13 protein-coding genes and 1 tRNA gene are annotated in these 14931 nt (G+C 66.3%); 10 read left to right on the top strand and 4 right to left on the bottom strand.

Going from position 1 to position 14931, the window contains the following annotated elements; translation table 11 throughout:
* Nucleotides 1-130 precede the first annotated feature (130 nt).
* From Q0982_RS19385 to Q0982_RS19370, 4 genes are all read left to right on the top strand, one after another.
* Nucleotides 131-1015 carry a carbohydrate ABC transporter permease gene (locus tag Q0982_RS19385; protein ID WP_299398427.1) on the top strand — a complete coding sequence of 295 codons (885 nt, stop codon included), beginning with the start codon at nucleotides 131-133 and terminating at the stop codon, nucleotides 1013-1015.
* Entirely contained in the window at nucleotides 1012-1893 is an 882-nt protein-coding gene (locus Q0982_RS19380) for a carbohydrate ABC transporter permease (RefSeq protein ID WP_299398424.1), read from the top strand. Before Q0982_RS19385 ends, Q0982_RS19380 begins: the two co-directional genes overlap by 4 nt.
* 8 nt (nucleotides 1894-1901) lie before the next feature.
* Nucleotides 1902-3002 (top strand): ABC transporter ATP-binding protein, encoded by a 1101-nt coding sequence (locus tag Q0982_RS19375; RefSeq protein WP_299398422.1) that lies wholly within the window; start codon nucleotides 1902-1904, stop codon nucleotides 3000-3002.
* 141 nt (nucleotides 3003-3143) lie between these two features.
* Complete coding sequence (locus tag Q0982_RS19370; protein WP_299398419.1) at nucleotides 3144-4178, top strand: oxidoreductase; 1035 nt, start codon at nucleotides 3144-3146, stop codon at nucleotides 4176-4178.
* Between the two features lie 116 nt (nucleotides 4179-4294).
* On the opposite strand, the gene Q0982_RS19365 is transcribed toward Q0982_RS19370, so the two are convergent.
* A tRNA-Ile gene (locus Q0982_RS19365) sits at nucleotides 4295-4388 on the bottom strand.
* A gap of 177 nt (nucleotides 4389-4565) precedes the next feature.
* Nucleotides 4566-5120, bottom strand: a complete 555-nt coding sequence (locus tag Q0982_RS19360; RefSeq protein WP_299398417.1) for a hypothetical protein — start codon at nucleotides 5118-5120, stop codon at nucleotides 4566-4568.
* A 556-nt stretch (nucleotides 5121-5676) separates the two neighbouring features.
* On the opposite strand from Q0982_RS19360, the gene Q0982_RS19355 reads away from it, so the two are divergent.
* Nucleotides 5677-8385, top strand: a complete 2709-nt coding sequence (locus Q0982_RS19355) for a cation:proton antiporter (protein WP_299398416.1) — start codon at nucleotides 5677-5679, stop codon at nucleotides 8383-8385.
* 350 nt (nucleotides 8386-8735) lie between these two features.
* On the opposite strand, the gene Q0982_RS19350 is transcribed toward Q0982_RS19355, so the two are convergent.
* On the bottom strand, nucleotides 8736-9713 hold the full coding sequence (locus Q0982_RS19350) for a hypothetical protein (RefSeq protein ID WP_299398414.1): 978 nt from the start codon (nucleotides 9711-9713) through the stop codon (nucleotides 8736-8738).
* A gap of 342 nt (nucleotides 9714-10055) precedes the next feature.
* On the opposite strand from Q0982_RS19350, the gene Q0982_RS19345 reads away from it, so the two are divergent.
* The 3 genes from Q0982_RS19345 to Q0982_RS19335 all read left to right on the top strand — a co-directional run bounded on the left by Q0982_RS19345 (nucleotide 10056) and on the right by Q0982_RS19335 (nucleotide 12235).
* Nucleotides 10056-10691, top strand: a complete 636-nt coding sequence (locus Q0982_RS19345) for a GNAT family N-acetyltransferase (RefSeq protein WP_299398413.1) — start codon at nucleotides 10056-10058, stop codon at nucleotides 10689-10691.
* 208 nt (nucleotides 10692-10899) lie between these two features.
* Entirely contained in the window at nucleotides 10900-11526 is a 627-nt protein-coding gene (locus tag Q0982_RS19340) for a LysE family translocator (RefSeq protein WP_299398411.1), read from the top strand.
* Nucleotides 11527-11698: 172 nt separating this feature from the next.
* Nucleotides 11699-12235, top strand: a complete 537-nt coding sequence (locus Q0982_RS19335; RefSeq protein WP_299398410.1) for a phosphoribosyl-AMP cyclohydrolase — start codon at nucleotides 11699-11701, stop codon at nucleotides 12233-12235.
* Between the two features lie 95 nt (nucleotides 12236-12330).
* Here Q0982_RS19335 and Q0982_RS19330 read toward each other — a convergent pair whose 3' ends face one another.
* Nucleotides 12331-13050, bottom strand: coding sequence for a GntR family transcriptional regulator (locus Q0982_RS19330; RefSeq protein ID WP_299398408.1), 720 nt, complete (start codon nucleotides 13048-13050; stop codon nucleotides 12331-12333).
* Between the two features lie 336 nt (nucleotides 13051-13386).
* On the opposite strand from Q0982_RS19330, the gene Q0982_RS19325 reads away from it, so the two are divergent.
* Together Q0982_RS19325 and Q0982_RS19320 are read left to right on the top strand one after the other, a co-directional pair.
* Entirely contained in the window at nucleotides 13387-14406 is a 1020-nt protein-coding gene (locus tag Q0982_RS19325) for a TRAP transporter substrate-binding protein (RefSeq protein WP_299398406.1), read from the top strand.
* A 91-nt stretch (nucleotides 14407-14497) separates the two neighbouring features.
* Nucleotides 14498-14931: TRAP transporter small permease (locus Q0982_RS19320; protein WP_299398404.1), on the top strand; the 434-nt coding region annotated here is incomplete at its 3' end.

Raw genomic sequence — 14931 nt, 5'->3', positions numbered from 1 at the left:
TCTGGGCCAGTCAATTTCTGGGCCAGTCAATTTCTGGGCCAGTCAATTTCTGGGCCAGTCAATTTCTGGGCCAGTCAATTTCTGGGCCAGTCAAATTTTGGGACAGTTATCCGGGGCCGTCCGTTTCGCCATGCCGACCCGCCTGCGCACCACCGCCCAAGACCTGCTGCCGAAGCTCGTGCTCTCGCCCAGCTTTGTGCTGATCCTGATCTTCGTCTACGGCTTCATCGTCTTCACCGGCTACCTGTCCTTTACGGACTCGCGCATGCTGCCGTCCTTCGACCTGGTCGGCTTCGCCAATTACTTCCGGCTTTTCGGTCTGCGCCACTGGTCGACGGCGCTTTCCAACCTGGCCATCTTCGGCATCCTCTACATCGTCATCTGCACGGTGATCGGGCTCACCCTGGCGATCTTCCTCGATCAGAAGATCCGCGGCGAGGGCCTGCTGCGGCCGATCTTCCTCTATCCCATGGCGCTCTCCTTCATCGTGACCGGGACGGCGTGGAAGTGGTTCCTCGATCCCGGCATCGGCCTGGAGAACGTCATGCATCTCTGGGGCTGGGAGTCCTTCGAATTCCGCTGGATCAAGGACCGCGACATGGCGATCTACACCATCGTCATCGCCGCCGTCTGGCAGTCCTCCGGCTTCGTCATGGCGATGTTCCTGGCGGGCCTGCGCGGCATCGACAACGAGATCCTCAAGGCCGCGCAGATCGACGGCGCCACCGCCTGGAAGCTCTACCGCCGCATCGTCATTCCCATGCTGCGCCCGGCCTTCCTCTCGGCCTTCGTGGTCCTCGCACACCTTGCGATCAAGGCCTATGACCTGGTGATCGCGCTGACCAACGGCGGGCCCGGGCGGGCGACCGAACTGCCGGCCACCTTCATGTACTCCTACACCTTCACCCGCAACCAGATGGGCGTCGGCGCCTCCTCGGCGGTGATCATGCTGATCATGATCGCCTCCATCATCATTCCCTACCTCTACAGCGAGCTGAGGGAGAAGAAGGCATGAGCGTGGCCACCAGCGAGGTCGCCCTGCGCACCGGCGCGCTGACCCGCGCGGCGATCTATGCCGTGCTGATCCTCTTTGCCGTCTACTACCTGCTGCCGCTCTTCGTCATGCTGGTGAACTCGGTCAAGCCCCTGGAGGAGATCCGCTCCGGCAACATGCTGGCGCTGCCGGAGGTCTTCACCATCGCGCCCTGGGTCAGCGCCTGGGGGGAGGCGCAGATCGGCGTGCAGCCCACCGGCCTCGCGCCCTATTTCCTCAACTCGATCCTGATGGTCGTGCCCGCCGTCATCATCTCCACTTTCCTGGGGGCGCTGAACGGCTATGTGCTGACAAAGTGGCAGTTTCGCGGCCACCGTATCGTCTTCGGACTGATGCTGTTCTCCTGCTTCATTCCTTTCCAGATCGTGCTCATTCCCATGGCGCGCATCCTGGGCACGCTGGGCATTGCGGGGACGACCTGGGGCCTGGTGCTGGTGCACGTGGTCTACGGCCTCGGCTTCACCACCCTGTTCTTCCGCAACTACTACGATGCCTTCCCGAGCGAGCTGATCCGCGCCGCCACCATCGACGGCGCCGGGTTCTTCCGCATCTTCCGGCGCATCCTGCTGCCGTCCTCCGGGCCGATCATCGTGGTGACGGTGATCTGGCAGTTCACCAACGTCTGGAACGACTTTCTCTTCGGAGCCTCCTTCGCCGACTTCGACAGCCAGCCGATGACCGTGGCCCTCAACAACCTGGTATCGTCCTCCACCGGGGTGAAGGAATACAACGTCCACTTTGCCGGAGCGATCCTGGCGGCTCTGCCGACGCTGATCGTCTACATCGTCTCCGGCCGCTACTTCGTGCGCGGGCTCATGGCCGGCGCCGTCAAAGGATAGGGACACCCATGGCCTTCCTGGAAATCCGCGACCTGCGCAAATCCTTTCACGCGTTCGATGTGCTGAAAGGCATCGACATTGCCATCGAAGAAGGCGGCTTTCTCGTCCTCGTCGGCCCCTCGGGCTGCGGCAAGTCGACACTTCTGAACACCATCGCCGGGCTGGAGTCCATCACCTCGGGCGAGATTCATATCGCCGGGCGCCAGGTGAACGACCTGCATCCTTCCCAGCGCGACATCGCCATGGTCTTCCAGTCCTACGCGCTCTATCCCAACATGAACGTCGGCGAGAACATCGCCTTCGGGCTGGAGATGCGCGGCGTGCCCAAGGCGGAGCGGGAGGCCGCCGTCGCCCGGGTCGCCGACATGCTGCAGATCCAGCACCTGCTGAAGCGCCGCCCCGGCCAGCTTTCCGGCGGCCAGCGCCAGCGCGTCGCCATGGGCCGCGCCCTGGTGCGCGAGCCGCAGGTCTTCCTCTTTGACGAGCCGCTGTCCAATCTCGACGCCAAGCTGCGCGTCGACATGCGCACGGAGATCAAGAAGCTGCACCAGAGCCTCGGCACCACGATCGTCTATGTGACCCACGACCAGATCGAGGCCATGACCCTGGCGACCCAGATCGCCGTGCTGAAGGACGGCATCCTGCAGCAGGTCGGCACGCCGGAGCAGGTCTACTCCAACCCGGCCAACATCTTCGTCGCCGACTTCATGGGCTCGCCCACCATGAACCTGATCCCGGCCAGCCTGCAGGCCGTGAACGGCACCGCCTCGGTGCACATAGGCGACTTCAGCCTGAAGATCGACCAGCCCTCGGAAGCGCTGCGGGCCCACAACGGCCGCGACATCGTCTTCGGCGTGCGGCCGGAGGACGTCACCGACGTGTCCAGCGCCGACCGTTCCGCCCGCGCCATCGAGACGGTGGAATGCGGCATCGACGTGGTTGAGCCCACCGGTGCCGACAAGTTTATCGTCACCCGCATGGGCGAAAAGGAGGTGACCGCGCGGGTGCGTCCCAGCGAGCGCATCGCCCCCGGCGACAAGGTGCCGCTCGCTTTCAACATGGACAAGGTGCACTTCTTCGACCCGCAGACCGAAATGCGGATTGGTTAAGGTGTTTGTGTTTCGGCGCCGGCCCGCTCCCCCTCCCGGCCCCCCATAGCATACTGTCATTGGGTGGCCGGGAGGGGGAGCGGGCTGGAACCGCTTCGACCTGGGTCGAAACAACGTCGAGTTCGGAGAACGAGAACAGATATGACTTTGAAGGTCGGAGTGGTCGGCTACGGGTTGGCCGGCAAGGTGTTTCATGCGCCGCTCTTCCCGGCGGCGGGGGTGGACCTGGTGGCGGTCGCGTCTTCCGATGCGGCCAAGGTGCAGGCCGATCATCCCGGCGTAACGGTCCACCCGACGCCGGCGGCGCTTTTCGCCGATCCCGACGTGGAACTCGCCGTGTTGGCGACTCCCAGCCCGACCCATGCGCCGCTGATGCTCGAGGCGCTGGCCGCCGGCAAGCACGTCGTCTCCGACAAGCCCTTCACGCCCACGGCGGCGGAGGCGGAGCAGGTGATCGCCGCGGCGGCCAAGGCCGGGCGCATCGCCACCTGTTTCCAGAACCGGCGCTGGGATTCCGACTTCCTGACCCTGCGCAAGCTGATCGACGAAGGCGCGCTGGGGGAGATCAAGAGCTACCGCGCCCACTTCGAGTTCTACAAGGGCGAAGTCGGGGACCGCTGGCAGGAGAAGCCGGCGCCGGGCGTCGGCATCCACTACGACCTGGGCGCCCACCTCATCGACCAGGTGCTGCAGCTCTTTGGTCTGCCGGACTGGGTGGAGGGCGACCTGGTGATCCAGCGCAGTGGCGGAGAAATCCCCGACGGCTTCCACGCCCGCATGGGCCATGGCGCGCTGCGTGTCGATCTCTTCGCCAACTACTACGCGCCGGATCATTCCACCCGCTATGCGGTGCATGGCAGCAGGGGCTCCTACATGAAGCGCTTCATGGACATCCAGGAGGACCAGCTCCGTTCCGGCATGACCCCCCTGGACGAGGGCTACGGCGTCGAGCCGCAGGACCGCTGGGCGCGGGTGACGACCTACGACGGCGGCGAAGCCAGCACCCGCTTCGAGCCCAGCATTCCCGGCGCCCATCACCGGTTCTATGCGCTGCTGCGCGAAGCCATCGAGACGGGGACTGCCCCGCCGGTCCTCGCCGAAGAGGCCCGCGACACCATCCGCGTCATCGAGGCGATCCGCGAATCCAGCAAGGCGGGCAAAAGGGTCTCACCCTAGACGCCACCGGCGTTCTCTACAGCCCCCCTGCGCCAAGGCTTCGGGGGGCACTTCCCGCTCTATCGGCTTCGCGCGGCTCACTGGCGTAAGCCATCCGAAGCTCGAAGAGCGTAGGGTGGTGGGCGCCCTGGGATTCGAACCCAGCCGTGCACGCTGATCCGGCGCTCTACAGGGGTATAAGCCCCGCCCGCACAACCAGTGCTGACGCCCGCAGGCCGGGCCCCGGGAGGGGCCCCTAGCAAGCAGACCGGGGCCCGGGACGGGCCCCGCCAAAGGGACGTCAGGCTATTCGGCCGCTGTTGTGCGCGAAGGGTTGCATGGCTTTGAGATAACCGCTTCCGAACGGCTGCGCAAGGTGACTTGATGCGGAGGCGCCGGTCACGGCCTTCACGGGCAGTCTGCCGCGTGTTCCGGCTTTTCCCAGCCGACCGGCCAGAGCGCCAGCAGCCCCGGCACTGCGTCCATCCCGTCATGAACGGCATAGCAGGTGAGCCGCGGGTAGTTGTTGCTGTCGTTGGTGTAGTGACAGCGCAGCATCCAGTCGCCGATGCTGCCGACCAGCGGCGCCGCGCCTTCGCGGGTGGAGGTGTTGAACGTCAGGCCTCCGTTGCCGGCGCGGCAGGCGTGGAGGACCATCTGGCCGTCCCGTGCCGAGATCTGCAGCCAGTCGGACAGGGGCTGGCCGGCGGCCCCGGGTGCCCGTCCGATCACTTCGTAGGTGCCGGCGAAGTATCCCGGCGGCGGCCCCTCCTTGTCCTGGGTCTGGGCCTGGCCCATGGCCTGGGCCGGACCGCCCCCAAAGGCCGCCAGAACGAGGATGGCCAGAACAAGAGCCGCAAGAACGAGGATGGCCGGAACGAGGGCAGCCGTGAACGGGCGGACCAGGCCGGGGAACAGAGCCGGCAGAAGGCGCGCCGACGGGGGCCAGGCTGTGGTGTGCATGAGAACCTCCAGCAGGGTGCGGCGCTTTGGCCAGCCTAGTTTAGGTCGTTGGGGATGGGGAGAGGGTTCAATCCGATAAGTTGAACACAGAGGGGTAGGTGCGCCTCACCCCCGGTCACCCCGAACGTCTTCTCCGCCGGTTTACCCCCTCACCCAGCTTTGCCTAGGCTCGTACCTCGCCAAGGCTCCGCAGCCCTCTCCCGCGAGGGGAGAGGGGATTGGAGCAGCGGCGCGTTTGGTTTCCCTCTCCCCTCCGTGGGAGAGGGAGGGCCCCGCGAAGCGGGAGGGTGAGGGGGCAACAACCGCCTCGCCCTCGATGGGCAGGGATGGGGTGGGGATTGAGATCCTGCAGCGCGATGCGGATCTGGCTGGCGCTGCTTCTCGTCGAGCGCGCGGCAAGCCCGTCGCCGGAAGAGCATCCGGCCAAAACGCTGTGACCTGCCGTCTAGGCGGACTATTCTCCGCCTCCAACCGTCTCATTCTTGCGTAAGTCCTTCCAAGGGGCCGTCCGAGCCTCGTCACACCTTCAGTCGCGTTTCGGTGTAAGGTTCTTTCCATGGGCACGACCGAGATCGTTCTCACCACGGCGCTCTTGCTGATCGTGGTCGCCAGCGTGCAGCCGCTTGCGCGGCGCAGCGGGCTGCCCTTTACCGTGGTGCTGGCGGTCGCGGGCGTGCTGATCGGCGCGGCGGCGGGCTGGCTGCAGAGCCACCGGGTGGCCGAGCAGCTCGACCAGGTGGCCGAGGCGGTGGTCGATTTCCCGGTCTCCTCCTCGCTGTTCCTCACCGTCTTCCTGCCGATCCTGCTGTTCCAAGGCGCCGTCACCATCGACGCGCGTCGCCTGATGCAGGACATCGCCCCGGTGATCCTGCTGGCCGTGCTCGCCGTCGTCGTCGCGCTGGGGCTGATCGGCGGGGCGGTCTGGCTGGTGGCGCCCATGCCGCTGGCGGTCTGCCTCTTGTTCGGGGCCATCGTCGCCACCACCGACCCCTCCGCCGTCATCGCCCTGTTCCGCGACCTCGGCGCGCCGGCCCGGCTCACGCGGCTGGTGGAGGGCGAGTCGCTGCTGAACGACGCCACCGCCATCGCCGCCTTCACCGCCCTGCTGTCGGTCATCCTGACCGGGCGCGACCTGGACTTCTGGTTGGTCTCCGAGGCCATGCTGATCGGCCTGCTCGGCGGCGCGCTGGCCGGCTTCCTCGCCGGGCGGGCCGCCGCCTGGATGCTGGAGCAACTGCGCTTCTACCGCGCCGCCCAGCTCACCATTGCCGTCGCGCTGCCCTATGCGGTCTACGTAGTCTGCGAGGACTACCTCGGCGTCTCCGGCGTCACCGCTGTGGTGGTGAGCGGGCTGGTGCTCTCCGCTGTTGGACGCTCGCGCTTCCAGGCGGAGACCTTCCGCTTCTTCCAGGAGACCCTGGAACAGCTTGCCTTCTGGGCCACCTCCCTGGTCTTCCTGCTGGCCGCCCTCCTGGCGCCGCGCCTGCTGGCCGACATCACGGCGCTGGATCTGGTCTATCTGCTGGTCGCCGTGGTGGCGGCGCTGACCGCCCGCGCGGCCATCCTCTTCGGCGTCTTCCCGCTGCTCTCCTGGACCCGGGTGACCCAGAAGATCACCACCCGGACCAAGACGGTGATCATCTGGGGCGGCCTGCGCGGCTCCGTCACCCTGGCGCTGGCCCTGGCGGTCACCGAGAACTTCTTCGTCGACCCGGAGGTCAAGCGCTTCATCGCCATCCAGGCGACCGGCTTCGCGCTCTTCACCCTGCTGGTGCAGGGCACGACCCTGAGCCCGCTGATGCGCTACCTCGGCCTCGACCAGCTCTCCGCCATCGACCGCGCTTTCCGCAGCCAGGTGCTGCAGCAGTCGCTCTCCAGCGTCGGTTCGAGCCTAAGGTCTTTCGCCGGGCGCTACGAGCTGGAGGACGAGCTGGTCGACAAGGCGATCCGCCCCTACAACCAGCGCCTCTCCCAGGTCGCCGAGGACGACTCCTTCGCCGAGGCGATTTCCGACCGCGACCGCCTTTCCGTCGGCCTCATCGCGCTCGCCAATCAGGAAAAGTCGCTGCTGCTGCAGCAGGGTTGGAGCGGCGGGCTGCGCTCCACCCTGGTGGACCGCTACCTGCTCTCGGTGGAGGCGATGATCGATGCGGTCCGCGCCGAGGGGCGCCTCGGCTACCTGCGCGCAGCCCGGCGCCCGCACCGCCAGACCCGCTGGTTCCGCTTCATTTCCTGGCTGCACTTCCGCTTCGGGGTGAACGGGCCTCTGGCGCTCTACCTCGGCCAGCGCTTCCAGTTCCTGCTGATCAACCGCATCATCATCCTGGAGCTGATCTACTTCCTGGAGTTCCGCCTCGCCGGTCTTCTAGGTGATCGATTGACCGAGGTGCTGGGGGAGATCGTCAACCTGCGCCTCGAGGACGTGGAGCGCCACATCGCCGCCCTGCGCCTGCAGTATCCGAACTACGCCCGCGAACTCGATCATGAGGTGCTCGAGCGCTACGCCTACCGCGAGGAGCTGGAGCAGATCGACCAGCTGCGCAGCGCCGGCATCATCAGCGAGGACCTGGCCCGCGACCTCCGGACCGAGGCCGGCAGCGTCCACGCCAGCAGCCGGCGGCGCGCGCGGGTCGACTTCAAGGCGACGACGCCGGAGCTGCTCCACGCCTTTCCGGTCTTTGCCGCCCTGCCGGAGGCGGAGCTGGGGCGCATCGCCAGGAAGCTGCAGACCCGCGTGGTGGCGGACGATGCCTATGTCTTCCGCCGCGGCGACCGCGGCGACGGGATGTACTTCATTGCGTCAGGCGCGGTGGAGATCCGCGTCGGCGAGGAACAGCACCGCCTGGGCCGCGGCGACTTCTTCGGCGAGATGGCCCTGCTGGATCAGCGCCGCCGCTCCGCCGACGTGCGCTCCATCAGCTATTCCCACCTGCTGTTCCTGCCGCGCGCCACTTTCGAGGAGATTGCCGACCTCGTGCCGCGCTGGCGCTCCCAGCTCGCCGAGGTCGCCGCTGCGCGCCGCGCGATGAATGCGGGCACCACGGATGAGGGGGCTGGGGAGGATGCTGCGGGGGAGACGGCCTCCCCAAGCGCGGCGGCCAGCGCCGAAGACGAGAAGACAGAAACGCCACCGGCGGCGCAGGAAGAAGAGGCGCAGACGGACAAGGAGACGGCCGCGCCGCTTGATGAAAGCGGCGAACAGCTCAGCGCAAAGATCGTGAAGCTGCCGGGCGCCTTGAAGACCCGCGACAGCGACGGCGGTTAGAGCCGTCCCCCTCACCCAGCTTCGCCTAGGCTCGACATGCTGTCTCGCCAAGGCTGCGCAACCCTCTCCCACCAGGGGAGAGGGATACTTTGTATGCGGCGCCATTTGGTTTCCCTCTCCCCTTCGTGGGAGAGGGAGGGGCCCGCGCAGCGGGAGGATGAGGGGGCGGTGGTTCCATGTGATGCGGACTGGCGGGTGCTGTCTCGGGTGGCGCCGCCGCGGGTCCCCCTCACCCAGCTCCGCCTAAGCGTGATCTTCGATCCCGCCAAGGCTTCGCAACCCTCTCCCACCGGGGGAGAGGGGTTCTTGGGAGGGGAGAGCGCCTCGGCATGCGCGCCCGTCAGAAATCCTCAGAGGTAGGTGTCCTTCGGGTGGATCATCACCTCGATGGATTCCGTGGCGCCGACGAAGTAGCGCACGCGTAAGAGGATCGGGCCCTGCTCGATGGCGATGGGCTCGGCGCCCTGGTCGGCGGCGGCCGCGGCGGCATCGATGGCCTTGGTCATCCAGTCCTCGGCGCCGGCCCAGTTGGGAAAGACGTTGCGCACCAGGGCCAGGGCATAGCCCCGGTTGTCCGCCGTCGCTTCCGGGTGGTCGTCCTGGCGCAGGGCGTAGTGGTAGCGCAGGCCGATCACCTGATCGACCGGCCCCAGGGTCTCCAGTTCGCCGTGGGCGTTGTCGGTGAAAAAGCGGTCGCTGATCCAGCCGTCGCCGCCGTAGAGGCTGCCCATGCCTTCCTCGCGCTCGGGAAAGGCGCTTTCGAGGCCGTTCAGCAGCTGGCTGAGGCCCAGGCCAAGGCTTTCGGGGTCGGTGTCGTTGACAGCGACCGGCATCACCGTCACGCGCACCCGGCCCGCGGTGTGGCGCACCGCGATCCAGTAACCCTCGGCGGTCTCGCTGATCTCGGCGCCCTCCGGGTCCTTCTCGGCGGCGACGATGGCGCGGCGCACCCAGGACTTGCCCTTGCGCCAGCCGGGCAGGGCGTTGCGGATGATCATGCCGGCCCACTGGCGGCTCTGCTGGCGCTCGCCGTCCACGCCGGGATCGTAGGAATAGACGAAGCCGCGCACCGCCTTCGGCTGGCCGAGGGTTTCCAGGCTGGCCGAGGGATTGGTGGAGACCAGCAGATCGCTCTGCAGATTGTCGGCGGAGGTAAGGCTTCCGCCGTCCTTGAGGATGTTCGGGAAGCGCTTCTCCAGCTTTTTGATCAGCTGGCTGACGGTGAAGCCGGGGGCCGGCGACGCGGGCTCGGCCACCGCCTGAACGGAGCCGATCAGCGCGGCAAGAATGACGAGAAGGGGGGTGAGGTTCTTGAGCAGTTCAGCCATCAGCGTCGCCTTGTTGCGGGGCGCGGCCGGAGGCCGGGCCCATGATCCCATACTGGGTCGGTTCGTCTTTGCCCAAGGTTCAATGCCCCAAGGGTTCAATGCGAATCCGGCTGGCGGTCTGAGGCCGTTTCGGCAGAAGGGTTTTCCCATACACCCGTGAGGCGCTTTGCGCCAGAGGCGTCTTGCATCGCTTCGCTGCATGCTTACGTAAGTCTCCACGGAACCGGGCCCCAGCGCTTTGCCGCCGAGCGCAGTTGCCAAGTGCAGCCGCCGGATGCCCGCCAGATCATGCCGCGTCCCTAAGACCGCGGTCCCTGCGAGGGGCTGCGCGAAGGAAAGCCAATGCACGACCTTACCCCCTCCGAGCCGCCGGCCGCGGTCTCTCCCTCGGCCCAGTACAGGGACGCGCGCGCGGACGATGCGCGCGCCATCGCCCGCCTCATCGAGATTGCCGGGGAGGGGATTCCCGGCTTTCTGTGGTCGCAAAGCGCCGCCCCCGGCCAGGATCCGCTCGACTACGGGACCGAGCGGGCGGCGCGCGAAGACGCCAATTTCTCCTACCGCAACGCCGTGGTCGCGGAGAGCGGCGGCGCCGTCGTCGGCATGCTGCTGGGCTACCGGCTGCCGCAGCCGATGGCGGAGGACCTGGCGGCGCTGCCGGAGATTCCGCCGCTGCTGCGCCCCCTGGTGGACCTGGAGTACCAGGTTCCCGGCAGCTTCTACGTCAACGCCCTGGGCGTTTTTGAGGCGCTTCAGGGCCGCGGGATCGGCAGTGCGCTGCTGGCCATCGCCGGTCAGCGGGCCCGCGAGGCCGGCTGCCGCCTTCTCAGCCTGCAGGTCTTCGCCGAGAACGCGGGTGCCTGCCGCCTGTACCGGCGCCACGGCTATGAGGTGGTCGACCGCCGCCCGATCATCGCGCATCCTTGCTATCCCTACAGCACCGAGGTGCTGCTGATGACCCGGGCGGTGCCGGAGTAGGTCCCCGATAAACCCCCTGGTGAGCCCCGGGCAGGCGTCCGCGGTCTGCCCCTGGGGAGGTCTCTGCACACCATGCAGTGGTGGGATTCTTTGGGTTAGCCCCAAAGCGTTTTTGCCTGGTCTTGCAAGGCCTTGCGGCCTCGGCGAGGATGTCGGAGCCGCGCCCGCCAGCGTCTTTGCCGCTCCGCCAGAGAGACCTTCTGACCCTATGGAAAACCTTTCGACCCTCCTCAGCATTGCGCTGATCTGGGGCATCGCCGCCGCGACCCCCGGCCCAAACTTCTTCGTTGCCGTGCGCACCGCCGCGGCCCACTCGCGCCGCCTCGGCCTCGCCGTGGTGGCCGGGATCGTCAGCGGTACCTTCGTCTGGGGCCTTGCCGGCTTCTTCGGCATCAGCACGCTGTTTGCGCTGGCGCCCTGGCTCTACGCCGCCCTGAAGCTTTTGGGCGCGCTCTACCTGACCTACCTGGGCGTGCGTCTCATCCTGGCCAGCTTCCGCCCGGCGGCCCAGAGCGCCTCGGCGGCGCTCGCGCCCCAGCCGAAGGGATGGCAGGGCTGGCGTCTCGGGCTGATGACCAACCTCGCCAATCCCAAGACCGCGGCCTTCGTCACCAGTCTTTTCGCCACCACCATGCCGGCGGAGCCGAGCCTGCAGATGGGCCTCGCCGCCGCGGGCGTGATGGTCGGGGTTTCGCTGCTGTGGTACGGCGCGGTGGTCTTTGTTTTCGCCACGCCGGTGATGACCCGCTCCTACACGCGCATGACGGCACTGATCGATCGCATCGCCGGCGGCATCTTCATCCTTTTCGGCGTGAAGTTGGCGCTCGACCGCTAGACGAAGCCGCCCGCCTCGCCTCGATACAGCGCGTGCGGCCAAAGCGCCTGCCCTTTGTTCGGAAAATCCGATCAAAGGGCGTGGCCCTGTTCGGTTGCATCGTGCGGCTTCGGGGCCACTTTTCGGACACAACTAGTGTTTCGAACGATCTGGGATGAACAAAGACATGAGAATGAGAAGAGCGGCTGCCGCAGCGCTCGTTGTGGGTATGGCCGCGTCCATGGGCGCGACCGCTTCAGCCAGCGCCGCGACGATCAGCGAAGACGAGGTGCTCGCAGCACAACAGGCCTGGGCCGATGGCATCGTCGGGATCGGCCAGACGTACCTCGACAAGGGCGACTACCGGGCGGCCGCCTCCGAACACATCCGGGAACTCTATGCCTACGAACAGGGGGGCGTTCTGTTCAAGCCGACTTTGGCGCGGGAGGACCAGTTCCGCGAGACCTTCGATGAGGCGCTGTCTTACTTCGTCGGCGGCGGCATGAAAGAGGATGCCGGTTTCGCCATCAAGCCCTGGCAGCAGGTCCGCTTCGGCGAGCAGCAGATGCTGTTCAACGGAGAGTCGGCCTTGGCCATGGGCAACTACTACTTCACCCCGGCCGATTCCGATGTCGAGACCAAGGTCGAGTACACCTTCGGCTATATCCGCGACGAAGACGGCGGGCTGCGCATCAACCTGCATCACTCTTCCCTGCCGTTTCAGAACTAGAAACTTTCCGAAGACAGTGGCGGCAGCCGCAGCGCGGCGCTTCTCACGCCGGGCCGGCGACCGGCCGGTGTTGAGATGTTGCCGGCTGCGGGCTGCTAGCTGCCTGCGTTCTGGTCCAGTTCGTCCAGCCCGTCCCTCACGTTGGCCCAGGTGCTTCCGAGGTGGCTGCGCAGGATCTGTGAAAGGGCCGCACCGTCGCGGGCCCGAAGCGCCGTGAGGATCGCTTCGTGCTCCTCGATGGCAACGTCCCACTTGGTGTTGCGGCTGTTGGAGCGGTAGCGCACGCGGTAGAGCTGCGCGTTGATGCGCCCGTGGGTCTCGATCAGGCTGGCGTTGCCGCTGATTGCGACGATGGCCTTGTGGATCTGTTGGTTGACCTTGAAGTAGGCAAGACGGTCCTTGCGCGCGTAGGCCGCCAGCATCTCGTAGTGCAGGGCCTGTACCTCGGCAATGTCCCGGTCGCTGGCGCGCGCGCAGGCGAGTTCCCCGCCCAGGGCCTCCAAAACACCCAGCACCTGCAGCAGGTCCTGCACCTCCGCCGGGTCCGGCTTGGCCACAACCGCGCCGCGGTTGGGAAACAGCTCCACCAGGCCCTCGGTGGCCAGGATCTTCAGCGCCTCGCGCAGCGGCGTGCGGGAAACCTGTAGCGTTTCAGCCAAAGCCCGCTCGCGGATCCGCTCGCCTGCCGGCAGTTCGTCCTGGGCGATCATGTCCCGCAGCCGGTTGGTGACGCTCTTGGTCAGCGGTTCGCCCGGCGAGACCTCGCCCGAAAGCGCCTTGTCCGCCGCTGCGTCCGGCGCCCTTTCAAGCGTCATATCCTCACTTGGAGAGTCTTCGTTCATTGCTCTCGGATCGCCAATCCCGGCCGCCCTCTGGAAGCCTGTTCTAGAGGCTTATGCCCGTTGCGTCCAACGGTCTGAAAAATGGTATGCCATTTGTGCTTCAGAGCCTAGAGAAATCCCGCTTTCTTGCCTGATGCCCCGGCGCTGAGAAAAGGCAGAATTTATCTTATTGATTTTAATACAATAAAAGGAATGCTGATTCGCTCTCGCATCTGACGGTCACGGAAAGATTGACAGCGCGCCGCCGATAATTTTGTATACCATTTATAAATCAACAATCCGATCACTCGGAGATACGGGAGGAAGGCTATGAAGCCACTGACACACCCGGTCCTCAAAGGACTGGTTCCAAAACACTTGGTCGCGGGCGCAGCGGCGCTTGCCTTGATCTCCGGCGTTCCCGCCGCGCCCGTTTCGGCGGCGGACGAGATCATCTTCGGTATCTCCGCGCCCACCGGCTCCCTCCAGCAGCGCACCGCGGCTGAGTTCACCCGCCTCGCAAACAAGCGCCTGGACGGCAAGGCCACGGTGAAGCTGTTCGACTCCGCCCAGCTCGGCAAGGACAAGGAGCTGATGCAGAAGCTGAAGCTGGGCTCGGTGCACATCGCGCTGCCGTCGTCCATCATGTCGTCGGTTGCCGACGAGTTCGGCCTCTTTGACATGCCCTTTCTCGTGAAGGACCGCGCCCACCTGGCGCGCATCGAGAACGAAGTTTTCTGGTCGCAGGTGGCGCCGACGGCGGAGGCCAAGGGCTACAAGGTTCTGGCGCTCTGGGAAAACGGCATCCGCCATATCAGCAACAACCTGCGTCCCATCAACACCCCGGAGGATCTGAAGGGCGCGAAGATCCGCACGCCGAAATCCAAGTGGCGGGTGAAGATGTTCACCGAGTGGGGTGCGAACCCGACGCCGATGTCCTTTTCCGAGGTCTTTGTCGCTCTGCAGACCGGGGTGATCGAAGGCCAGGAGAACCCCTATACCAACATCTGGTCGGCCAAGCTGTCGGAGGTGCAGAAGTATCTCTCGGTCACCGGCCACGTCTACTCGCCGGCCTATCCCAGCATGGGCAAGGCAGTCTACGAGAAGATGGATCCCGACGTGCGCGCGGTGCTGGAACAGACCGCCCGGGACGTGGCCGTCTGGGCACGCTTCACCGGCGCCTCGGGCGATGAGGACTTCCAGCAGAAGCTGGTTTCGGCCGGCATGGCCCTCAACGTGGCCGACCGGGAGTCCTTCGTCGCGGCCTCCAAGCCGATCTACGCGGAATTCGCCTCTGAGGTGCCCGCGGGCAAAGCGCTGATCGACGCCGCCTTGGCGTTGGCCGAGTAGAGCCCGCAACTTGCCGTACCTCGATGTCCCCCGGCTCCCCAAAAAGGGGCCGGGGGCTTTTTTCTCCCCCGGCTGACGACGGAAGAGGGGCATGGCTCTCGCCGCACGGATTCTGCACCGCGTTCTTGAGGTGATCACCATCGGCCTGCTCGTCCTGCTGGCCGTCCTCGTGATCGCGGCCGTGACCTTTCGTTACGGACTGAACGCCTCGCTGCCTTGGTATGACGAAGTGGCCTCGGTCCTGCTGGCCTGGATCACTTACTACGGCGCGGCCCTGGCAGCTCTGCGCCGCGGCCACCTCGGGTTCTCCGGCCTCGTGCTCAGCCTTCCGCCGCTGCCGCGCCAGGCGCTCTTTGTCCTCGCGGAACTGGTCGTCTACGCGGTCTTCATCTCCATGGCCTGGGCCGGATGGGTTGTGCTGCAGGTGATGGCCGGGGAAACCCTGGTCGCGCTGGACTGGGTGCCGCTGCAGGTAACCCAGTCGGTCGTGCCCATCGGTTGCGCTCTCTTCATTCTGGCGCAGGT

The organism is Pelagibius sp., from assembly GCF_028281305.1.
GTDB lineage: Bacteria > Pseudomonadota > Alphaproteobacteria > Kiloniellales > Kiloniellaceae > Pelagibius.
The sequence above is the reverse complement of the archived record's forward strand: the minus strand, read 5'-3'. Positions and strand labels throughout refer to the sequence as shown.